Origin of the sequence: Streptomyces sp. YIM 121038 (assembly GCF_006088715.1) — a bacterium.
In the GTDB taxonomy this organism is placed as follows: Bacteria; Actinomycetota; Actinomycetes; order Streptomycetales; family Streptomycetaceae; genus Streptomyces.
In genome coordinates, this window is record NZ_CP030771.1 from 1,558,521 (window position 1) to 1,580,982 (window position 22,462).

A 22,462-nucleotide genomic window follows, 5' to 3' on the forward strand; every position below is an offset into this window, starting at 1 on the left:
GCTTGCCAGACCGCGCGGCACGCCTCTGCACCTCTGCTTCCCCCGCACCTCTTGCTCCCCCCTGGTCCCCCTGCTCCCCCTCCGTCTCCCGGGAGTCCCGCATGCCCTCATGGCCCCGCCGCGCCTTCCTGCTGACCACCGGCACCGCCGCCCTGACGCTCGGCGGCCCCGGCGGGCCCGCCGCCCGGGCCTCGGCCGGGGACGCGTACGCCGAACTGCGCGCCACCTGGCGGACCCTCGTCCTCGGCGAGGGGTTCACGCCGACCTCCGAGCCCTTCAAGGGCCGCCTCGCCGGGCTCGGCGAGGCGGCCCGGCGGTGGCGTTCGGCCATGGCACCGGCGAGCGGCTCCCTCTGGCCCGACCTGCCGTACGCCGACCCCGAACCGGACACCGACCAGGACTCGTTCACGTACTCCGCGAACATCGTGGCCAGCTACACCCGGCTCGCCTCGATGGCGCAGGCCTCCTGCCAGCCGGGCACCGGCCTGACCGGGGACGCCGGGCTGCGGGCCGACGTCCTCACCGGGCTCGACCATCTGTACGCGCAGGTCTACAACGAGCGCACGACGCGCTTCGGCAACTGGTGGAGCTGGCAGATCGGCGCCCCGCAGGCGCTGCTCGACACCTGCGTGCTGCTGTACGACGCGCTGTCGGCACAGCAGGTGGCCCGGTTCTGCGCGGCGGTCGACCACTTCGTGCCCGACTCGGCGGTCGCGCACTACACCGGCACCAGCACCGGTGCCAACCGCGTGGACCTGTGCCGGGTGCTCGCGCTGCGCGGCATCGTGGGCGCGGCCCCGGCGAAGCTCGCCCTGGCCCGGGACGCCCTGTCACCGGTCTTCCCGTACGTGAGCAGCGGCGACGGTCTGTACCGGGACGGCTCGTTCATCCAGCACACCACCGTGCCCTACACGGGCTCCTACGGCGCGGTGCTGCTCGGCGGGCTCGGCCTGCTGTTCGCGCTGCTCGCCGACTCGCCCTGGGCGGTGACGGACCCCGGCCGGCAGATCGTGTTCGACGCCGTGGAGCACGCGTGGGCGCCGTTCCTCTACAACGGCCTGGTGATGGACTGCGTCGCGGGCCGCGCGCTCAGCCGGGGCGTCGCCGCGTCCGACGACCGGCGCGTCCAGGCCGACGACCATCTGCGCGGCCATCCGATCCTGGCGTCGGTGCTGCTGCTCGGCCAGGGGGCGTCCGCCGCCGAACGGGCCCGCTGGCGCGGCCTGGTGAAGGGCTGGATGCGCCGTGACCACTACAGCCCGGCGCTCGCCGACCCCCTGCTCGGCCTCGCCGCCCTGGCCCGCCTCAAGGACGTCGAGGACGACGCGGGGACCGCCCCGCTGCCCGAGCCGACCGGCCACCGGCTCTTCCCCGAGATGGCGCGGGCCACGCACCGGCGCCCCGGCTGGGCCGCGTCCCTCAGCATGGCCGACTCCCGCATCACGTACTACGAGACCGGAAACGGCGAGAACCTGCGCGGCTGGCACACCGGTTCGGGCCTGCTCGCCTGGTGGGGCGACAGCTTCGCGGGCGGCCAGTACAGCGACGCCTACTGGCCCACCGTCGACCCCTACCGGCTGCCCGGCACCACCGTCTCGCGCACGGTCCTCGCGGACGGGGCGGGCGGGGACTGGGGCGCCGCGCGGCCTGCCGTGCGCTGGGTGGGCGGCGCCACGGACGGGCAGCGGGCCGCGCTCGGGCAGCATCTGAAGGGGCTGCTGAGCACCCTGTCGGCGCGCAAGTCGTGGTTCTGCCTGGACGACACGATCGTGTGCCTGGGCGCGGGCATCAGCTGCGCGGACGGCACGGCGGTGGAGTCGACGGTCGAGAACCGCAACCTGGGGACGGCGGGCCGCGCCCCCTTCCAGGCCGACGGCGTCCCCAAGCCCGTCGCCACGCCCTGGGCACAGACCCTGACCGGCGCCCGGTGGGCGCACATCGGCGGGCACGGCGGCTATGTCTTCCCCGGCGGCGCCACCGTGAAGGCCCTGCGGGAACGGCGCACCGGCAAGTGGAGCGACATCAACCGGGGCGGCTCCGCGACACCCGTCACCCGCACCTTCCTCACCCTGTACGTGGACCACGGCACCGACCCCACGGACGGTTCGTACGCGTATCTGCTGCTGCCCGGCGCGAGCGCGGACCGCACCGCCGAGCGGGCGGCGGCCGTCGACTGGCTGCGGATCCTCGCCAACACGGACACGGCACAGGGCGTCGGCGTGCCCTCGCTCGGCTGCACCGCCGCGAACTTCTGGGCGGGCGGCGCGGCCGGGCCGCTCACCGCGAGCGCCGCCTGCTCCGTCCTCGTCACCGAGCGGCCCGACGGTACGGCGACCGTGTGCGTCAGCGACCCGACCCGGGCCCCGGGCGGCGGCCTGACGGTGACCTGGCACCGGCCGGTCGCCGAGGTCACGGGCCGGCCCGCCACCGTGACCTCGGCCGCCACGGGCGGCTCGCTGACGCTCGGCTTCGGCGACCTCGCGGGCACCCGGGGCGCCACCCAGAAGGTCACGGTGCGGCTCGGCTGACCCGCCGCGCGCTAGGACGTGGCCGCCGCCGGGAGGTCCGTCCGGGGCCTCGGACGCCCGGGGGCCGTCCGCAGGACCAGGACCATGGTGAGCCCGCCGCCGGGGGTGTCCTCGGCGGTCAGGGTGCCGCCGAGGGCCTCGGTGAAGCCGCGGGCGACGGCGAGGCCGAGGCCCACCCCGGCGCCGCGCGGGGCGTCGCCGTGGCGCTGGAACGGCTCGAAGATGCGCTCCTTGGCGTCGTCGGGGACGCCGGGGCCGCGGTCCACGACGCGCAGCTGCACCTGGTCGGCCATGGTGCTCGCGGCGACGAGGACGGGCTCGCCCTCGGGGCTGTACTTCAGGGCGTTCTCTATGACGTTGGCGACGGCGCGCTCCAGCAGGCCCTTGTCCGCGGCCACCATCGGCAGGTCCTCGGGGATGTCGAGGACGACGTGCTCGGCGGGCGCGGCCATGCCCTCCAGGGCGAGCGGCACCACCTCGTCGAGGTCGATCTCGCGGACGATCGGCTGGACGGTGTCGGTCTGGAGGCGGGACATGTCCAGGAGGTTGCCGACGAGGTGGTCGAGCCGGTCGGCGCCCGCCTCGATCGCCTCCAGGAGTTCGGCCCGGTCCTCCTCGGACCACTCGACGTCGTCGGAGCGCAGGCTGGACACCGACGCCTTGATCCCGGCGAGGGGGGTGCGCAGATCGTGGCTGACGGCGGCGAGCAGGGCGGTGCGGATGCGGTTGCCCTCGGCGAGGGCGCGGGCCTGGTCGGCCTCGGACTGCAGGCGCTGGCGGTCGAGGACCACCGCGGCCTGCGCGGCGAACGCGCCGAGCACGCGGCGGTCCTCGGCGGGCAGCACGCGCCCGGTGAGCGCGAGCGACATGGTGTCGCCCACCGGCATGTCCACATCGGCGTACTCCGGGCGGAGCGCGGGCTGCCGGGTGCCGACGCTGCCCGCACAGGTCCAGGGCGTCGTGTCGTTCTCGCGCTCCAGGAGGGCCACGGCCTCCATCGCGAAGGTCTCCCGGACGGTCTCCAGGAGCGAGGCGAGACCGTTCTCGCCGCGCAGCACGCTGCCCGCGAGGTGGGACAGGATCTCCGACTCGGCCCGCAGGCGCGCGGCCTGGTGGGTGCGCCGGGCCGCCAGGTCGACCACGGACGCCACGGACACCGCGACCCCGATGAAGATCACCAGGGCGACGATGTTCCTGGGGTTGGAGATCAGTACGTGGTGGACGGGTGGCGTGAAGTAGTAGTTGAGCAGCATCGACCCGAAGGCCGCCGAGGCGAGGGCCGGGAGCATGCCGCCGAGCAGCGCCGCCGCGACCGTGAGGGTCAGGAACAGCAGCATGTCGTTGGCGAGGCCGAGGCCCGGCGCGACGCCGCGCAGCAGCAGGGCGAGCAGCACCGGGCCGACCATGCCGATGAGCCAGCCCCAGATGAGGCGGGAGCGGCCGAGCCGGGCGGTGCGCGGGGCCGTGGACAGGCCCGTGCCGGTGCCGACCTCGTCGTGGGTGACGAGGTGGACGTCCAGGTCGGGCCCCGACTCACGGGCCACCACCGCGCTGACGCCGGGCCCGAACACGTACTGCCAGGCCTTGCGGCGCGAGACGCCGAGGACGATCTGGGTGGCGTTGACGCCCCGGGCGAACTCCAGGATGCCCGCGGCGATGTCCTCCCCTATCACCTGGTGGAAGGAGCCGCCGAGGTCCTCGACCAGGGTGCGCTGGACGGCGAGTTCCTTGGGCGAGGCCGCGGTCAGGCCGTCGCTGCGGGCGATGTAGACCGCGAGGACCTCGCCGCCCGCGCCCTTCTCGGCGAGCCGGGCGGCGCGCCGCAGCAGGGTGCGGCCCTCGGGTCCTCCGGTGAGGCCGACGACGATGCGCTCACGGGCCTGCCAGGTCGAGCGGATGTTGTGCTCGCCCCGGTACTGCTGGAGGTACTCGTCGACCCGGTCGGCCACCCACAGCAGCGCCAGCTCCCGCAGCGCCGTCAGGTTGCCCGGCCGGAAGTAGTTCGACAGGGCCGCGTCGACCTTGTCCGCCTTGTAGATGTTGCCGTGCGCCATCCGCCGCCGCAGCGCCTGCGGCGACATGTCCACCAGCTCGATCTGGTCCGCGCGCCGCACCACCTCGTCCGGCACCGTCTCGCGCTGACGCACCCCCGTGATCGACTCCACCACGTCACCCAGCGACTCCAGGTGCTGGATGTTCACCGTCGATATGACGTCGATGCCCGCCGCGAGGAGCTCCTCGACGTCCTGCCAGCGCTTGGCGTTGCGCGAGCCCGGCACGTTGGTGTGCGGAAGTTCGTCCACGAGCGCCACGGCCGGGGCCCGCTCCAGGACGGCGTCCACGTCCATCTCGGTGAAGGCCGCGCCCCGGTACTCCAGCTCCTTGCGCCGTACGACCTCCAGGCCGTGCAGCATCACTTCCGTGCGCGGCCGCCCGTGGTGCTCGACGAACGCCACCACGCAGTCCGTGCCGCGCTCGATGCGACGGTGCGCCTCGGACAGCATCGCGTACGTCTTGCCGACGCCCGGTGCCGCCCCCAGATAGATCCGCAGCTTGCCGCGTGCCATATATCTCGGTGTCTCGTCTCTGCGCTCGGGTGCGATGGATGCGCCCATCACTCAAAGGCGCTCAGAATGCCAGACGCTTCCCCGGCGCGCACCGTTGACCTCGGCGAAGTGTCCGGCGCAGGGCAGCGAGAGCACCATGGTGAGCCCCCCGCCGGGGGTGTCCTCCGGCGTGAGCGTGCCGTCCATCGCCTCGGTGAGGCCCCGGGACAGGGCCAGGCCGAGGCCGAGCCCCGTGGTGTTGTCGGTGTCGCCGAGCCGCTGGAAGGGCTCGAAGACGCGGTCGCGGTCGGCGGCCGGGAGGCCGGGGCCCCGGTCGACGACGCGCACCTCGACCCGGCCCGCGAGGGCGCTCGCGGTGACCAGGACCCGGCCGCCGGGCGGGGTGTGCCGGGCGGCGTTGTTGACGAGGTTGGCGAGGACGCGCTCCAGGAGCGGCGGGTCGGCGAGGACGGCGGGGATCTCCGCCAGGCCGCCGGTGTCCACGGGGCAGGCCACCGGCAGCGAGTCGAGGGCGGGTCCGAGGACCTCTTCGAGGGCGGTGGCGCGCAGCTCCAGGCGGAGCGCGCCCGCCTGGAGGCGGCTCATGTCGAGCAGGTTGTCGACGAGCCGGTTGAGGCGGGTCAGGGACTCCTCGGCGGTGGCGAGGAGCTCCTGTCGGTCCTGCTCGCAGAAGTCCAGGTCGGGGCTGCGCAGCGAGCCGACCGCGGCGAGGGCGGCGGCCAGCGGGGTGCGCAGGTCGTGGCCCACGGCCCGCAGCAGGGCCGTGCGCATCCGGTCGGCGGCCTTGACCGGCTCCACCTCGGCGGCGGCCTCGGCGAGCCGGGCCCGCTCCACGGCGGCGCCGACGTGCGCGGCGAACGCGGTGAGCACGCGCCGGTCGGCGGCGGGCAGGGTGCGGCCGCGCAGCACCAGGTAGGCGTCGGTGCCCGCGGGCACGGCGGTCACCCGGGCGTCGGTGGTGTCGGGCGGCACGTCGACGAGCTCGGCGGCGGCCACGCCGAAGGCCTCGCGGGCCCGTTCGAGGAGGGCGGGGACGGGCCGGCCGCCGCGCACGATGGTGCCCGCGAGCGCCGACATCGTCTCGGCCTCCGCGGTGGCGCGCGCCGAGCGCCGGGACAGCCGCAGCGAGCGGTCGACGACGGCGGCGACGGTGGCCGCGACGATCGCGAAGACCACGAGCGCGAGGACGCTGTTGGGGTCGCCCAGCGTGAAGTGCCCGACGGGCGGCATGAACCAGTAGTTGAGCAGCAGCGACGCGGTCACGGACGCGACCACCGCGGAGGCCACGCCGCCGATGCAGGCCACGCCCACCACGGCGAGCAGGAAGAGCAGTGCCTCGCTGGTGAGGTTGAGGTGACCGCGGGCGGCGTCCAGGTCGAGCAGGAAGGTCAGGGCGAGGGGCAGGAGCAGCCCCGCCACCGGGCCCGCGACGCGGCGCGGGCCCGACAGGGTGCGTCTGCGGGAGGGCAGGAGGGTGCCGTGCCCGGCGCGTTCGTGCGTGACGGTGTGGACGTCGATGGCCCCGGAGAGGGCCACGACGGTCTCGCCGGTGCCGCGCCCGGTGAGGAACCGCTCGACGCGGCCGCGGCGGCTGGAGCCGAGGACGAGCTGGGTGGCGTTCTCGGCGCGCGCGAACTCCACGAGGGCACCGGCCACGTCGTCGCCGACCACCGAGTGGTAGCTGCCGCCGAGGTCCTCCACCAGGCGCCGCTGCCGGGTCAGGGAGGCGTGCGAGGTACCGGCGGCGAGGCCGTCGCTGCGCGTGATGTGCACGGCGAGCAGTTCGCCGCCCGCCGAGCGGTCGGCGATGCGGGCGGCCCTGCGGACCAGGGTGTCGCCCTCGGGCCCGCCGGTGAGGCCGACGACGACGCGCTCGCGGGTCTCCCACCCGCCGCCGATGCCGTGCTCGCAGCGGTAGGCCTGGAGGGTCTCGTCGACGCGGTCGGCCAGCCAGAGCAGGGCGAGCTGGCGCAGGGCCGTGAGGTTGCCGGGGCGGAAGGCGTGGGCGAGGGCCGCGTCGACGTCCTCGGGGGCGTGGATGTTGCCGTGCGCCATCCGGCGGCGCAGCGCCTCGGGGTCGATGTCGACGAGTTCGATCTGGTGGGCGCGGCGCACCACCTCGTCGGGGACGGTCTCGGCCTGCGGCACCTCGGTGATCTTCTCGACGACGTCGTTGAGGGACTCCATGTGCTGGATGTTGACCGTGGTCACGACGTCGATCCCGGCGGTGAGCAGCCGGTCGACGTCCTGCCAGCGCCGGGGGTTGTGGCCCGCGCCCGGCACGTTGGCGTGGGCCAGGTCGTCGACGAGCGCGACCTGGGGGCGGCGGGCGAGCAGCGCGTCCAGGTCGAGCTCGGTGAACTCGCCGCCCCCGCGGGAGCGGCGGGCGGGGGCGACGGCCGTCACGCCGCCGGCCCGCGCCCGCGCCAGGGCGGCCTCGGTGTGCGGCCGCCCGTGGCACTCCGCGTAGCCGATGACGACGTCCGCGCCGCGGGCGGCCCTGCGGCGCCCTTCGTCGAGCATGCGGCAGGTCTTGCCGACCCCCGGTGCCGCTCCGAGGTAGATCTTCAGCTGTCCGGGTCGTCCGTCCGTCATCGCGCCGGTGTCAGAACCTCTCGGGGTAGAGCCGCGCGAGGACGAGGTACCCGACGAGGGCGGCGGCGATCAGAAGTCCCACCACGTTCTCGGCGTTCATGTGCCTCAACTCCCTGGCTTCCTGGGTGACTTCCCCCACCGAAGCGGGTGCCGGGGACTTCGGACACGGCCCTTGACGCATCCTTGGCAGCCGCCGCCGGGACGTTGACGCGGCCTTGACGACGGGCCGACCAGGGGGAACGCCTAGCGCAGGGACTCGATGGCGCGGGCCATGCTCTCGCTGCCGCGGCCCTCGGCCAGCTGCCGCTGGAAGACCTCGTGCAGCGGCTGGAGCAGGTCGACGCCGACGCCCTGCGCCCGGGTCGCGGCGAGGATGTTGGCGAGCCCGACGGCGTTGATGTCGATGTTCGACGTGTCCGTGCGGTAGTCGCCCGCGTCGATCTCGGCGGCGAAGCCGGGGAGCGCGCCGAGCGCCTCCTTCAGCCAGCGCACGAGGAGTTCGGTGACCTCCGCCGCCCCGATCCCGGCGGAGCGGCCGACGGCGACGGTCTGGAAGAAGCCCGCGAACATCCCGTACATGCCGCTGAGCAGGGCCACGTCGTGCACCGGCGCGAGTCCGGCGTCGGCGCCGACGAACACCGGCGAGCCGAGCGGCTCCAGGAGCGGCCGGTACGCGGCGAAGGCGTCGGCGTCGCCGCTGTACAGGACGAAGGCCTCCGGCGTTCCGATGGTCTGCGGGATCGCGTACACGGCGCCGTCGACGTAGGCGGCGCCCCGCCCGGTGACCCAGGTGCCCAGCTCGCGGGCGGGGCCGGGGGTGCCCGATGTCAGGTTGACGACGGCGCGGCCCGCGAGGGCGTCGCCGACGGGGGTGAGCAGGTCGCGGACCGTCGTGTAGTCGAGGACGCAGACGACGACCAGCTCACTGGCCTCGACGGCGGCCTGCGGCGTGGGCGCGACGGTGGCGCCCAGCGCGACGAGCGCGTCCGCCTTGCCCCGCGAGCGGTTCCAGACGGTGACCCGGTGACCCTGGTCGAGGAAGGCGCGGGCGAGGACCTGGCCGAGGTTGCCGAGGCCGATGACGGTGACCGTGGTGGGGGCCGTGGGAGTGGCGGTGCTCATGGGGTCGCTCCGTGGTGAGGGGCCGGGCTCCTGGGCGCCGCGGCCTGTGGTCATCACCCTGCGGGCGGGCGCTGTCGGTCGGCTGCCGGTCCACTGCCGGTCCGGCTGCCGCCGGGGCACAAGGGGTCAAGGGGCCGGGGGCCAAGGGGCAGAGGAGTCAAGGGCCGAGGGGGCGAGGGGCCGGGGGCCGGGAGGCCGTTCACCTGGCGCGTTATCGTCGTCCGTATGCGATTCGGGGTGCTCGGTCCGCTGGCCGTGTGGACGACGGACGGCGCGGCCGTCACCGTGCCGGGCGCCAAGGTCCGTGCGCTGCTCGCCCAGTTGCTCGTGCACCCCGGGCGGCCCGTCTCCGCCGAGCGGCTCATCGACGGCCTGTGGGGCGAGGCGCTGCCGGACCACCCGGCCAACGCCCTCCAGGGCAAGGTGTCCCAGCTGCGCCGGGCCCTGGACGAGGCCGGTCCCGGCGGCCGCGACCTGGTCGCGTCGGGGCCCGCCGGGTACGCGCTGCGGGTCGCGCCCGACGACCCCGACGACGTCGACGCGACCCGGTTCACGGACCTGGTCGAGCGGGCGCGCGCCGCCGGGGAGCCGCGCGAGCGGGTCCGGCTGCTCACGGAGGCGCTCGGCCTCTGGCGCGGCGAGGCGTTCGCCGACTTCGCCGGTGAGGCGTTCGCGCGGGGCGCGGCGGAGCGGCTCGACGAGGCCCGGCTCACCGCGCGGGAGGAGCACGCCGAGGCGCGCCTCGACAGCGGCGAACACGGGCCGCTGGCCGCGGACCTCGCCGACCTGGTCGTACGCCATCCCGCGCGGGAGCGGCTGCGGGCGGCGCAGCTGCGGGCGCTGTACCGCTCGGGCCGCCAGACGGAGGCGCTCGCCGCGTACGAGGACCTGCGGCGGCGCCTCGCCGAGGACCTCGGGCTCGCGCCGGGCCCGGAACTGGCCGCGCTGCACGGGGCGATCCTGCGCCAGGACCCGTCGCTCGACGGGCCGTCCCCGGCACCCGGCGGGCCCGCGCGCCGCGGCCGTCCGCCGGCCGCCGCCCCGGCCGCCGCGCCGGGCGCGCGCTCCAACCTCCCCGCCCCGGTGTCCGGCCTCGTCGGCCGGGACGACGCCGTGCCGGGAGTACGCCGGCTGCTCGGCGCCACCCGTCTGGTGACGCTCACCGGACCCGGCGGCGTGGGCAAGACGCGGCTCGCGGTGGCCGCGGCGCACGGGCTCGCGCCCGCGTTCCCCGACGGGGTGTGGCTCGTGGAACTGGCGGGCGTCGACGCGGGCCGCGACCGGGCGGAGGCCGCCGTCGCGGAGGCCGTGGCGCGGGTCCTCGGGCTGCACGAGGAGCCGGAGGCGGGCCCGCCGCGGGACGCCGTGGCCCGGCTGACGGACGCGCTGCGCGCCCGGCGGCTGCTCCTGGTGCTCGACAACTGCGAGCACGTGGTGGACGCCGTGGCCGCCCTCGCCGCCGGGCTGCTGCGCGCCGCGCCGGACCTCACCGTCCTCGCGACCAGCCAGGAGCCGCTCGACGTGAGCGGCGAGCGGGTGTGGCCGGTGCCGCCGCTGGAACTCGGCGGCGCCATGGAGCTGTTCGTCCAGCGGGCCGGGCTCGGGCCCGGCGCGGCGGCGCTCGGCGCGGACGACACGGAGGCCGTCGCCGAGCTGTGCGTACGGCTCGACGGGCTGCCGCTGGCCCTCGAACTCGCGGCGGCCCGGGTCCGCACGATGGGGGTGCACGGTCTGCTCGCCCGGATCGACGACCGGTTCGCGCTGCTCCGCCGGGGTCTCCGCGACGCCCCGGCCCGGCAGCGCACGCTCCGCGCGGTGATCGACTGGAGCTGGTCGCTCCTGAGCGGGCCCGAGCGCACGGTGCTGCGCAGGCTCGCCGTGCACGACGGCTGCGGCCCGGCCGCGGCCGAGGCCGTCGGCGCGGGCGGCGCGGTGCGCCCCGCGGACGTCCTCGACCTGCTCGCGCGGCTCGTGGACCGCTCGCTCGTGGTCGCCTCCGACCGCCCGGACGGGCCGCGCTACTGCCTCCTGGAGTCCGTACGGGCGTACGGGGCCGAGCAGTTGCGGGAGGCGGGCGAGGACGAGGACGTGCGCGAGCGGCACAGCGCCCACTACGCCGCGCTCGCCGAGCGCGGCGGCGCGGCGCTGCGCGGCCCGGAGCAGCGGCGGTGGCTGGAACGGCTCGACGAGGAGAGCGGCAATCTGCGCCGGGCCCTGGACGCGGCGGTCGGCCGCGGGGCCGTGGAGCGGGCGCTGCGGATGGTGAACGCCCTGGCCTGGTACTGGGTGCTGCGGGGCAGGGTCGCCGAGGCGCGCCGCTCCCTGGACGCGGCCCTGGCGCTCGCACCGACCGCCGCGGGGCTCGCGCCGGGGACGGCGGCCGCGCGGGCGCTCGCCCTCGCCTGGCGCACCGGCATCGCCCTGCGGGAGGGCGACGAGGGGTTCACCGACGCGTGCGCCGGGACCGGGGCCGACACGGCCGGCACGGCCTCCGCCGCGGCCGATCCGCTGTCGGCCGCGTACCCGGACGTCGAGCCGCCCCTCGCCGCCGTCCTGGAGGCGTACCGGCACGTCGACGACCCGTCGGGGCGGGCCACCGCGCTGTGGATCCTCGGCTCCGCGCAGCTCGGCGCGGGTGCCGTGCGCACCGGGGAGCGCCTGGTGAACGAGGCGCTCGACGCCTTCGAGGCGCTCGGCGACCGCTGGGGCACCGCCGCCGCGCTCAGCGTGCGGGCCCGGCACGCGATGGCGCGCGGCGACCTGGCGGCGGTGCGGCGCGACAGCGCGCGCAGCGCGCGCCTCTTCCGTGAACTCGGCGACGCCCTGGGGCAGTTGCAGACCGTCTTCCCGCTGGCCACGCTCAGCGAGATCGCCGGGGACCACGCCGAGGCCGCCCGGCTGCACCACGAGGGGCTGCTCGTCGCGGAGCGGCTCGGGCTGTGGGCGGAGGCCTCCAAGCGGCTGTCCGGGCGTGGCCGGATCGCGCTGCTCACCGGCGACCTGGCCCGGGCGCGCGCCGATCACGAGCGGGCCCTGAAGCTGGCGCGCGACCACAGCTTCCGCTCCGGCGAGATCGACGCCCTGATCGGCCTCGGGCTCGGCGCGCGCAGGGAGGGCGACCTGGACGGCGCCGAGCGGCACATGCGCGCGCTCCTCGCCTGGTTCCGCAAGGCCGACTACGGACCCGGCGTGACGCTCGCCCTCGCCGAGCTCGGCTTCGCGGCGGAGCTGCGCGGCGACGCGGCGGCGGCCCGGGCGCTGCACGCGGACGGGTTCGCGGCGGCGCTGCCCCTCGGCGACCCGAGGGCGCTGGCCCTCGCCCTGGAGGGCCTCGCGGGGGCCGAGGCGGCCGCGGGCGCGCCCGGCACGGCGGCGACGCTGCTCGGCGCGGCGTCGGCGGCCCGCGCGTCGGTGGGCGCGCCGCTGCCCGCCGCCGAGCGCGGGGACGTGGACCGCGTGGAGGCGGCGGCCCGCGCCCGTCTCGGCACGCAGTCGTACACAACCGCTTTCAAGCAAGGGCAGCGGCTGAGCCCGGTGGCGGCACGCGCCGTCGTGGCCTCGCCCTCACCTGCTTGACCTGGGACGACACCCGTTCCCGCCCCTGCTTCAGCGTCCGCCGCAGGCCTCCCTCGCGCTCCGTGCGCCCCGCTGGTTATCGGGCGGGACCCGGCCGGTCAAGCACCGGTTTCCGGTCGAAGCCCACGCCGCGAAAAACGACCGACCGCTCATTTTCGCAGGTCAGAGGGTTGTTTTGGGTTATACCACCAGTGTCAAAACGGCGCGCCGCGGGACGGGTGGGCGCGCTCCCGCATACGTTGAGCTGCCCGAATGACCAAGCGCGCCTCGCTCAGCGGACGCCCGCATCCGGAAATCGACCATGCGTTTGCTGCTCACTCAGCGCACTTGCCAGACTCCTCAACGCAATCGCCGCTACGGCACGCAACCCGTCCGTAACGCGCAGCAGCATCGGTACGCAACACCCATTCTCGTACCACTCACCCGCAGTTGAAGGAGCATTACAGTGCGTCACCTCCTCAAGACCGTGAGCACGGCCGCTGCCGTGGCCGCCGGCGTCCTGACCGTCTCGGCGGTCACGACGGGCGCGGCCCAGGCCGCCACGCCGAAGCCGATGGGCCTGTACGCGCCCTCGGACCTCGTGCTCACCGTCGGCCAGGGCGAAGACGCCGCCACGGCCACGGTGCAGCGCGCGGTCACCCTGACGTGTGCGCCGAAGGCCTCGGGCACCCACCCGGCACCTCGTGCCGCCTGCGCGGAGGCCGGCGCCGTGGGCGCGCGGTTCGACGCGCTCGTGAACAAGGAGCCCAAGGCCTTGTGTACCAAGGAGTGGAACCCGGTCATCGTCTCCGTGAGCGGTGTCTGGCAGGGCAAGCACGTCGCCTGGACGACCACGTTCGGCAACCCCTGCACGAAGGACGCGGCGCTCACCGAGGGGGCGCTCCTGAACTTCTGACGGACCGTCCCCCAAGACCCCTCGGCCACCTTTCGTGGGGGGAGGCAGCCGAGGCCCGCGGCCCCCGATGTCCCGAGCATCGGGGGCCGCACAATGCCGTCTTCGGGCAGGGCGCGGGCGTGCGGGAAGAGTTCGCGGGCACGGCCGGTTGGCACCAACCGGACCGGCATCCGGCCGGCCCCGCACGCCCTTGCCGAAGGAGCCCCCATGAGCCCCGCGGACGACCACACCCTCGACGGCGAGTACGCACCCAACACCTGGGACTGGGTGGCGGAGCACGTCGCCCGCTACGAGTCCAGCGGCGGCCTGGACCACACCCTCGTGAACGGCTACCCCACCGTCGTCCTCACCACGAGGGGCGCCCGGTCCGGGAAGATCCGCAAGACCCCGGTGATCCGTGTCGTCGACGGCGATCGCTATGTCGCCGTCGGTTCCGTCGGCGGCGCGCCCCAGCACCCCGCCTGGTACTACAACGTGCTCGCCCACCCCCGCGTACGGCTCCAGGACGGCCCCGTGACCGGCACGTACGAGGCGCGCGTCACCGAGGGCGAGGAACGCGCCGCCTGGTGGGCGCGGGCCGTGGAGACCTTCCCCCAGTACGCCGAGTACCAGCGGCAGACCGAGCGGGTGCTGCCCGTGGTGGTCCTCGAGCCGGTGGCGGAGGACGCGTGAGCCGTCCCGGCACCGGCCCGGTCGTCCCCGAGCCGCTCGACACCGACCGGCTCGCCCTGGAACCCCTCGTTCCCGCGCACGCCGAGGAGATGGCCCTCGTCCTCGCCGACCCGGCGCTGCACGCGTTCACCGGCGGGGCCCCGGACGACCTCCCCGCCCTGCGCGCCCGGTACGCGCGGATGCTCGCCGGGCCGCCCGAGCCCGGGGCCTCCTGGTGCAACTGGGTCGTCCGCGTCCGGGCCGACGGGCGCCTCGCGGGCACCGTGCAGGCCACCGTCACACCTGACGGTGCCGATGAGCTGACCGCCGAGGTCGCGTGGGTGGTGGGCACGCCGTGGCAGGGGCGCGGCATCGCCACGGAGGCGGCGCGGGCGCTGGTCGCCTGGCTGTTCGGGCACCCCCGGGTGACGTCGGTGAGCGCGCACGTCCACCCCGATCACCACGCGTCCACCGCCGTCGCCCGCGCCGCCGGGCTCGCCCCCACCGCCGAGCGGCAGGCCGGCGAGGTCAAGTGGCGGCTCGTACGAGAGCCTTGAGGGGTAAGGACACCGACCCGCCCCACACCCCGGGGCGGGTATGACGGATGATCGTGTCAGCCACACCACAGAGCTGCACACAGCACCGCAAACGCAGAGAGGAACCACCCCATGGATGACCGCTTCGACGTCGTCGTGCTCGGAGCAGGACCCGGCGGTTACGTGGCCGCCATCCGCGCCGCCCAGCTGGGCAAGCGGGTAGCGGTCGTGGAGGAGAAGTACTGGGGCGGCGTCTGCCTCAACGTCGGCTGCATCCCGACGAAGGCCCTCCTGCGCAACGCCGAGCTCGCCCACCTGTTCACGCACGAGGCCAAGACGTACGGCATCAAGGTCGACGGCGAGGTGTCCTTCGACTACGGCGAGGCGTTCCGGCGCAGCCGCACGGTCGCGGACGGCCGCGTCAAGGGCGTCCACTTCCTGATGAAGAAGAACAAGATCACGGAGTTCGACGGCCGGGGCACCTTCCTGGACGCCAACACCCTCCAGGTGGCCAAGCCGGACGGCACCACCACCACGATCGGCTTCGACAACTGCATCATCGCCACCGGCGCCACCCCGAAGCTGCTGCCCGGCACGCGCCGCAGCGACCGCGTGGTCACGTACGAGGAGCAGATCCTCGCCGACGAGCTGCCGGGCTCCGTGGTGATCGCGGGCGCGGGCGCGATCGGCATCGAGTTCGCGTACGTCCTGCACAACTACGGCGTGAAGGTCACGATCGTCGAGTTCCTGGACCGCGTCGCCCCGCTGGAGGACGCGGACGTCTCCAAGGAGCTGGCCAAGCAGTACCGCAAGCTCGGCATCGACGTGCTGACCTCCACCCGCGTGGAGTCCATCGACGAGTCGGGCCCGCAGGTCCGCGTGACCGTCACCGCCAAGGACGGCAAGCAGCAGGTCCTGGAGGCCGACAAGGTGCTCCAAGCCATCGGCTTCGCGCCGAACGTCACGGGCTACGGCCTGGAGGCGACCGGGGTGGCGCTCACCGAGCGCGGCGCCATCGACGTCGACGGCCGCTGCCGTACGAACGTGCCGCACATCTACGCCATCGGCGACGTGACCGCCAAGCTGATGCTCGCCCACACCGCCGAGTCCATGGGCGTCGTGGCGGCCGAGACCATCGGGGACGCCGAGACGATGGAGCTCGACTACCCGATGATCCCGCGCGCCACCTACTCGCAGCCGCAGATCGCGAGCTTCGGCTGGACGGAGGCGCAGGCCAAGGAGAAGGGCTTCGACGTCAAGGTCGCCAAGTTCCCGTTCCAGGCGAACGGCAAGGCGCACGGCCTCGGCGACACCGTCGGCTTCGTGAAGATCATCAGCGATGCCGAGTACGGCGAGATCATCGGCGCCCACCTCATCGGCCCGGACGTGACGGAGCTGCTCCCCGAGCTGACCCTGGCCCAGCAGTGGGACCTCACGGTGCACGAGGTGGCCCGCAACGTGCACGCCCACCCGACCCTGGGCGAAGCCGTCAAGGAGGCCGTGCACGGCCTCGCCGGGCACATGATCAACTTCTGAGTCCACAGCCGCACTCCCCGCGCTTCCCGGGGCCGCCGCCGCGGTCCCGGGAAGGCCGTCCCGAGTGGCGGGCCCGCATGGTCCGGCCGATGCTGGGCAGGATGTGATGTGCCTCGGGGGCGAGGAGAGGCAGTGATCCATGTTCTCTGCACTGGGCCGTTTCGTGGTCCGCCGCCCCTGGTGGGTGATCCTCGCCTGGGTCGTCGCGGCCGCCGCCGTGATCTCGCTGGCACCGAAGCTCACCTCCAGCACCGACGAGGCCAGCTTCCTGCCGGATCACTACGAATCCATCCGCGCCTCCGACCTGCAGGAGCGGGACTTCCCGCAGCAGGAGAACATCGGCGCGATCATCGTCTTCCAGCGCTCCGACGGCGGGCGGCTGACCCCCGCCGACTCCACCGTGGTCACCCGGGTGTCCACGGACCTGGAAGCGAAGAAGATCAAGGAAGTCCAGGCTGTCACGCCCGGTGAGGTGTCGCCCAACAAGCGCGTCCAGACCTCCGTCGTGGCCATGCCGAAGATCACCAACCCCGAGGACACCCAGCAGCAGGACGCCGTCGAACAGCTCCGCAAGGACCTCAAGGGCGAGCTGAAGGGCACCGGCCTCGACGCGGGCATCACCGGCTCGGCCGCACAGGCCCTCGACGAGAGCGACGCGTCCGAGCGCGCGGGCCTGCTCGTCGGCGTCGGCACGATCGTCATCATCATCGTGCTGCTGCTCGTGATCTTCCGCAGCCCCATCATCGCGCTGCTGCCGGTCGTCCTGATCGGTCTGATCTCGCCGATGGCGACGGGCCTGATCGCCTGGGCCAACGAGGCCTTCGACATGAAGGCCGACTCGTCCGTCCAGGAGCTGCTCACCGTCGTCCTGTTCGGCGTCGGCACGGACTACATCCTGTTCCTGCTCTTCCGCTACCGCGAGGCGCTGCGCGCGGGCGAGGACGCCAAGGGCGCCATGGTGCACGCCGTGGAGCGGGTCGGCGAGGCCATCACCTCGGCGGCGGGCGCCGTCATCGTCGCGTTCGCCGCGCTCACGCTCTCCTCCCTCGGCATGCTGCGCTCCATGGGCCCCGCCCTCGCGATCGCCGTGTTCCTGACCCTGCTCGCCGGGCTCTCCCTGGTCCCGGCCGTGGTGTCGCTGCTCGGTACGAAGGTCTTCTGGCCGTCGAAGTCCTGGCAGCGCGAGCCGCAGGGCACGGGCTTCGCCCGGCTCGGCACCTCCATCGCCCGCAAACCGGCCGTGTGGGCGGTCGTCTCGGCCCTCTTCATGGGCGCGCTCGCGCTCGGCGCGCTCGGCTACAAGGCCAACTTCGACCTCGCCGGGTCCTCGCTCCCCAAGGACAAGGAGTCGATCGTCTGGCAGGACAACCTGGAGAAGGGCTTCCCCGCGGGCACCACCGACCCGACGTTCGTGTATCTCACGTCGACCGGCGACGGGCCGCTGGCCGAGGGCCAACCGGCCGCGTTCCGCAAGCGGCTGGAGTCCGTCGACGGCGTGGGTTCGGTGGCCGCGCCGAAGGTCAGCAAGGACGGCACGACCGCGTCGTACTCGGTGGTGCTCGCCGACCCGCCCGCCTCCGAGAAGGCGCTCGGCACCATCAAGGACGAGCTGCGGCCCGCCGCCCACGCCGACGCGCCGACCGGCACCAAGGCGCTCGTCGGCGGCATCACGGCCGTGTACGTCGACATCAACAAGGCCGTGGACCGCGACTATTCGGTCGTCTTCCCGGTGGCCGCGATCGCCATCATGGTCATCCTCGGACTGCTGCTGCGCAGCCTGGTGGCGCCGTGGTACCTGATGCTGTCGGTCGCGCTCGGGTTCGGCGCGACGCTGGGCGCGACATCGCTCCTCTTCCAGCAGATCGGCAGCCAGCCCGGCCTGATGTTCATGCTGCCCGTGATCATGTACTTGTTCGTGGTCGCGCTCGGCACGGACTACAACATCCTCATGGTCTCGCGGCTGCGCGAGGAGGCCCGGGAGGGCCGTGGCCCGCACGAGGCGGCGGGGGTCGCGGTCCGGCACTCGGGCCCGACCATCGGCTCGGCCGGTGTGATCCTCGCGGGGACGTTCGCCACGCTGATGCTCGCGGGCAACTCGACGCTCTCCCAGATGGGTTTCTCCCTGTCCTTCGGCATCGCGATCGCCGCGTTCGTCATGGCGATGCTGTTCACCCCCGCGCTGACGGCCCTCATCGGGCACGCGGCGTGGTGGCCGGGCCACGGCGACCGGGCGCCCGGGGCCGGGGCGGACGAACGGGGCCGCACACGGGAGGAGTCACGGCACTGAGCGCCGCCCGGCGGCGGGGCGCGCCGCGCATACTGGCGTCATGGGATTCGCCGTCTTGATGACCCTGCCCGGCCTCGTCATCGCGCTGACCGTCGTGGCCTTCGTGGACCAACTGCTGCTCCGCGCCGGGCGCGCCGGGCTGCTGCCCTGGCGGAACAGCGCCCGCCAGGGCCAGATATCGGCGACCGGCTTCGAGCAGCTGCACGCCAGCTTCTCGCCCGGCAAGCAGAACGAGCTCAAGGAGCGCCAGTCCTCCCTGGTGATGCGCGACGACGAGGAGGACGGCGCCCCGCCGCACCGCACCTCGGTGGACCTGGACGGCGGCATCGCGAGGATCCGGCTGCCGCGCCCCGGCCGGTAGCCGGCCCCGGTCTCAGGTCCCGTCGGCCCGGGTGGCGCGGCCCCTGCGGGTGCGGCCGATGCCCGTCGCCGTGGCGGACAGGGCCACGGCCACGACGCACGCGCCGACGGTCAGGCACACGGCCCGGACGCCCCACGTCCCGGCCGCCGCGGTGACGGCTGCGGCACCGGCCGGGCCGAGGGCGTTGTGGAGGGTCCAGAAGGACGAGGTGACCCGGCCCAGGAGATGACTGGGCGTCACCTCCTGGCGCAGGGACATGGAGTTGATGCCCGCGACGCCGGTGCAGAAGAGCACCACGGCCGCGAGCACCGCCACCAGCGGCACGCTTCCGGTGAGCCCCAGGCAGGCCACGGCGGTCCCGGCGAGCAGGTGGACGCCGATCCAGCTCACGCCGAACCCGAGGCGCCGGCGCAGCCGGTCGACGGCGAACGACGCACCGAGCGTGCCGAGCGTCCCGGCCGCCAGCACAGAGCCGACCGTGCTGTCGCCGTGCCCGAGGCCGTGCTTGACGTAGTAGACGATGACGTCGGTCAGGCCGTAGGTAAGGAACGTGAGCAGTGCCAGGAGCACGGTCAGCGGCCGCAGCACCGGGTGCTCCCACAGGAAGCGGGCCCCGGCGAGGAACTCCCGCCGGACACCGCCCCGTTCGCCCCGTCCATCCCGCTCGTCGTACCCAGCGCGCTCGTCGCGCCCATCCCGCCCGTCGCGCCCCTCGCGCTCGTCCGTCTCGTCGGGCGACGGCATCGGCCGTATGCGGACGAAGAGGATGCCGACCGCCGATACCGCGAACGTCGCGGCGTCGATGCCGAGCGCCGCGGCGGGCCCGAACGCGGCCGCGACGAGCCCGGCCAGCATGGGCCCGCCCGCGCTCGCGATGGCGTACGCGCCGAACAGATGACTGTTGGCCTTGAGGATCTGGCCGGGCCCCACGATGGCGGGCACCACCGTCACATACGTCACCTGGAAGAGCATCGCGAAGGCCCCGGCGACCGGCACGACCGTGCAGACCAGCCACAGCGGCGTAGCGAACAGCCACACGAGCGGCACCGTGCCGAAGAGCACGCAGCGCGCGACGTCGGTGAGCACCAGCAGACGGCGCCGGTTCACCCGGTCGGCGACGACGCCCGCGAAGAGGCCGGTGACGATCGAGGCCAGGCCCGTGAGCCCGGTGACGAGTCCCATCTGCGCCACGGAGCCGGTCTGGTGCAGCACGAGCAGCGGGATCGCCACGTGCGAGAAGGAGTCGCCGAGCGCGGACAGGCCCTGGAGCGCGAGGAAGAGGCGGTAGTTGGGGTCCGCCCACAGGGAGGCCGGGCCGGGGCTCGACGTCCGTGCCGCGCGCCGTGAGGTGTCCCGCCCCGCCATGTGCTCCCCCTCCGCACCCCGCCCCACCGGCGGCCCGGGTCACTCCCCGGGCTCGAACGCCTTTGCGAGATCTTGGGCGTCGGCGTACGAGAGTACGTCCCTGGGGCGCGCGGCGCCGCGACGGAACTCCTGGGCCACGTCCACCGCCTGCTGCACGGCCGCGCGGAACAACAGCGAGCCCGTGCTCACGCGGCGCACGCCGAGCTCGGCGAGGCGCGCGGGCGACAGGCCGTCCGGTGCGTGCAGCACGTTCAGCGGTACGTCGAGGGCGCCGACGAGCCGGGCGATCACGGCCTCGTCCCGCACGCCCGGCACGAACGCCCCGTCCGCGCCCGCCTCTTGGTACGCGGCGAGGCGCCCCTCGGTCTCGGGCGCTTCCCCGGCGGCGAGCCAGTACGTGTCCGTGCGCGCGTTGACGAACAGGTCGGGCGCGGCGGCCTTCACCGCGCGGATCAGCGCGCACTGCGCGTCGACGGCGGTGAGCGTGCCGTCCGGGCGGCCGTCCTCCAGGTTCACCCCGACGACGCCCGCCCCGTCCAACGCGCGGGCCAGGTCCGCGACGTCCTCGGGCCGGTCGCTGAACCCGCCCTCGATGTCGACGGAGATCAGGGCGGGCAGCCGGGCGATGCCCCGGGCGAGCCGCAGCGTCTCCTCGCGCGCGGCCCCGGTGGCGTCCGCCTTGCCCGCGGCGGCGGCCACGCCGAGGCTCGTCGTCCCGATCGCGGGGAACCCGGCACGGGCGAGCGCGGCGGCGGACGCGTGGTCCCAGGCATTGGGCAGCAACAGCGGCGCCCCGACGCGGTGCAGGGCACGGAAGGCTTCGTGGCGATCACTCATGCCGCGCACTCTGCCAGAGGGGTCCGACAGCGAGGGCCCGGCGCTGTGCCACCGCCCGGCCCGGCGGAACCCGACGGAGCCTCGGGCAGGCCGGCCGTGCCCCTGCCCCCGGCGGGCGGCCGACCGGCCCTCCCCGCAGGGCTGATCGAACCCCAACAGGAACCTGACAGCTTCCACATAACTTCGCGCCAGTCTGGCGACCGTGCCCGGCGGAACACCGGTGTCCGCCGCCCCCGCCGGGCACGCCCCCTCCTGTACGAGCCGGAACGGAGCCCCATCACATGACCCACCGCGCCCACGCCCGTCCCCACGCCCGCCCCCTGCGCGCCGCCGCCGTCGCCGCCTCCGTGGCCGTCGGCGTGCTCGCCGCCCCGTCCGCCGTGGCCTTCGCCTCCGAGTCGACGCCCAAGCCGAAGCCGACGGCCGGCGAGAGCACGCCCGCGCCCGAGGTCTCCAAGGAGTCCGTCGCCAAGAAGCGGGCCGCGCTGGACGAGGCCCTGCGGGACAAGCGCAAGCAGGCCGCGCCGCGCGGCGGGGTCGCCGCGGGCGACAAGCCCGTCGTCGAGGACGCCAAGGAGAAGACCGCCGCGCCCGCGCCCGAGCCCGCGCGGAAGAAGCCCGCCGTGACCCCCAGGGGCGGCGTCGCCGCGGGCGAGCGGCCCGCGGCGGGCGGCAGCGACACCACCCCGGCCCTCGTCGGCTCGGCGGCGGGCATCGCCCTGCTCGCGGGCGCGAGCACCCTGGTCCTGCGCCGTCGCGCCACCGGCCGCGCCCAGGGCTGAGCCCGGCCGCGAGGACCACCTCCCCCGCCGGGCACCGCGCCGCGCGCGCCCGTCCGGCCCGATCACGCGTGGTGGCGCCGCCCCTTGCCCCGGCGGCGCCACCGCGTCCGGAGCACCCATGCCCCTGAAGAGCCGACCGCTCCCGCGCCGCGCCTTCGGCGTCTGCGTCCTCGCCGTCGCCGTCGGCGCGGCCGTGGGCGGCTGTTCCGCCGCCGACGGAACGGCCGCCGCCACCAAGGAGAGGCCGTCCGCCTCCAGGACGTACGACGTGGGCACCCCGGGCGCGGCCGCGTCGCAAGCGCCCGCCGCCCCCGTGCACGTGGCGATCCCGTCCATCGGCGTGCGCAGCCCGCTGCTGCGCCTCGGCCTGAACCCGGACCGCACGGTCGAGGTGCCGCCCGCCGAGAAGGGCATGACGGCGGGCTGGTACACCGGCGGCGCGATCCCCGGGCGGCGCGGTGCGGCCGTCATCATCGGCCACAACGACACGCGCTTCGGCCGGGCCGTCTTCCACGACCTGAAGAAGGTGCGGGTGGGTGCGGACATCGCCGTACGGGACGCGCGTGGCAGGACGGTCCACTTCCGGGTCACCGCCACCGAGACGGCCGCCAAGAAGGCCTTCCCCACCGACAAGGTCTACGGCGCGACCGATGCCCGCGCCCTGCGCCTGATCACCTGCGACGGCGCGTACGACGCCCAGGGGCACCCCGTGGACAATCTCATCGTGTACGCGACAGCGAATCGCTAGCCGGTCCGGTGCCGCGTCGCCAGCCGGTCCGGGGCCGCGTCCGGCTCCGGGGACCGCCGGGCGATCGGGTTAGGCT

At 74.7% G+C, this 22,462-nt stretch carries 16 protein-coding genes; 10 read left to right on the plus strand and 6 right to left on the minus strand.

Features of this window, described 5'->3' with window-relative positions; genetic code table 11:
- Positions 1-101 precede the first annotated feature (101 nt).
- A complete protein-coding gene (locus C9F11_RS05940) occupies positions 102-2,528 on the plus strand; it encodes a polysaccharide lyase 8 family protein (protein ID WP_138958253.1) in 2,427 nt (808 codons plus the stop codon).
- Positions 2,529-2,539: 11 nt separating this feature from the next.
- Here C9F11_RS05940 and C9F11_RS05945 read toward each other — a convergent pair whose 3' ends face one another.
- The 4 genes from C9F11_RS05945 to C9F11_RS05960 all read right to left on the minus strand — a co-directional run bounded on the left by C9F11_RS05945 (position 2,540) and on the right by C9F11_RS05960 (position 8,812).
- Positions 2,540-5,095, minus strand: coding sequence for a sensor histidine kinase KdpD (locus C9F11_RS05945; RefSeq protein WP_138958254.1), 2,556 nt, complete (start codon positions 5,093-5,095; stop codon positions 2,540-2,542).
- A 51-nt stretch (positions 5,096-5,146) separates the two neighbouring features.
- Complete coding sequence (locus tag C9F11_RS05950) at positions 5,147-7,690, minus strand: ATP-binding protein (protein WP_138958255.1); 2,544 nt, start codon at positions 7,688-7,690, stop codon at positions 5,147-5,149.
- Positions 7,691-7,700: 10 nt separating this feature from the next.
- Positions 7,701-7,790 (minus strand): K(+)-transporting ATPase subunit F, encoded by a 90-nt coding sequence (gene kdpF, locus C9F11_RS05955; protein WP_138958256.1) that lies wholly within the window; start codon positions 7,788-7,790, stop codon positions 7,701-7,703.
- A 143-nt stretch (positions 7,791-7,933) separates the two neighbouring features.
- On the minus strand, positions 7,934-8,812 hold the full coding sequence (locus tag C9F11_RS05960; protein ID WP_138958257.1) for an NAD(P)-binding domain-containing protein: 879 nt from the start codon (positions 8,810-8,812) through the stop codon (positions 7,934-7,936).
- A 225-nt stretch (positions 8,813-9,037) separates the two neighbouring features.
- Between C9F11_RS05960 and C9F11_RS05965 the strand changes: the two genes are divergently transcribed.
- From C9F11_RS05965 to C9F11_RS05995, 7 genes are all read left to right on the plus strand, one after another.
- Positions 9,038-12,388 carry a BTAD domain-containing putative transcriptional regulator gene (locus C9F11_RS05965; RefSeq protein WP_138958258.1) on the plus strand — a complete coding sequence of 1,117 codons (3,351 nt, stop codon included), beginning with the start codon at positions 9,038-9,040 and terminating at the stop codon, positions 12,386-12,388.
- A gap of 445 nt (positions 12,389-12,833) precedes the next feature.
- Positions 12,834-13,283 (plus strand): SSI family serine proteinase inhibitor, encoded by a 450-nt coding sequence (locus C9F11_RS05970; RefSeq protein ID WP_171075650.1) that lies wholly within the window; start codon positions 12,834-12,836, stop codon positions 13,281-13,283.
- A 207-nt stretch (positions 13,284-13,490) separates the two neighbouring features.
- Positions 13,491-13,955, plus strand: a complete 465-nt coding sequence (locus C9F11_RS05975) for a nitroreductase family deazaflavin-dependent oxidoreductase (RefSeq protein ID WP_138958259.1) — start codon at positions 13,491-13,493, stop codon at positions 13,953-13,955.
- Complete coding sequence (locus C9F11_RS05980) at positions 13,952-14,491, plus strand: GNAT family N-acetyltransferase (RefSeq protein ID WP_138958260.1); 540 nt, start codon at positions 13,952-13,954, stop codon at positions 14,489-14,491. Before C9F11_RS05975 ends, C9F11_RS05980 begins: the two co-directional genes overlap by 4 nt.
- Positions 14,492-14,602: 111 nt before the next feature.
- Positions 14,603-16,006 (plus strand): dihydrolipoyl dehydrogenase, encoded by a 1,404-nt coding sequence (gene lpdA / locus C9F11_RS05985; protein ID WP_138958261.1) that lies wholly within the window; start codon positions 14,603-14,605, stop codon positions 16,004-16,006.
- A gap of 139 nt (positions 16,007-16,145) precedes the next feature.
- Entirely contained in the window at positions 16,146-18,293 is a 2,148-nt protein-coding gene (locus C9F11_RS05990) for an MMPL family transporter (protein WP_138958262.1), read from the plus strand.
- Between the two features lie 40 nt (positions 18,294-18,333).
- Entirely contained in the window at positions 18,334-18,654 is a 321-nt protein-coding gene (locus C9F11_RS05995; protein WP_138958263.1) for a DUF6191 domain-containing protein, read from the plus strand.
- Positions 18,655-18,666: 12 nt separating this feature from the next.
- Here the strand turns inward: C9F11_RS05995 and C9F11_RS06000 are convergent, their stop codons facing one another.
- The gene (locus C9F11_RS06000; RefSeq protein WP_138958264.1) at positions 18,667-20,019 is read right to left on the minus strand and encodes an MFS transporter; all 1,353 of its coding nucleotides are present in this window, start codon (positions 20,017-20,019) and stop codon (positions 18,667-18,669) included.
- Positions 20,020-20,058: 39 nt separating this feature from the next.
- On the minus strand, positions 20,059-20,856 hold the full coding sequence (locus C9F11_RS06005; RefSeq protein WP_138958265.1) for an isocitrate lyase/phosphoenolpyruvate mutase family protein: 798 nt from the start codon (positions 20,854-20,856) through the stop codon (positions 20,059-20,061).
- A gap of 281 nt (positions 20,857-21,137) precedes the next feature.
- On the opposite strand from C9F11_RS06005, the gene C9F11_RS06010 reads away from it, so the two are divergent.
- Together C9F11_RS06010 and C9F11_RS06015 are read left to right on the plus strand one after the other, a co-directional pair.
- Positions 21,138-21,638: a hypothetical protein gene (locus C9F11_RS06010; RefSeq protein WP_171075651.1), complete on the plus strand. Its 501-nt coding sequence runs from the start codon at positions 21,138-21,140 to the stop codon at positions 21,636-21,638.
- Between the two features lie 118 nt (positions 21,639-21,756).
- Entirely contained in the window at positions 21,757-22,386 is a 630-nt protein-coding gene (locus tag C9F11_RS06015) for a class F sortase (RefSeq protein WP_249401617.1), read from the plus strand.
- The last annotated feature ends 76 nt before the right edge of the window (positions 22,387-22,462 follow it).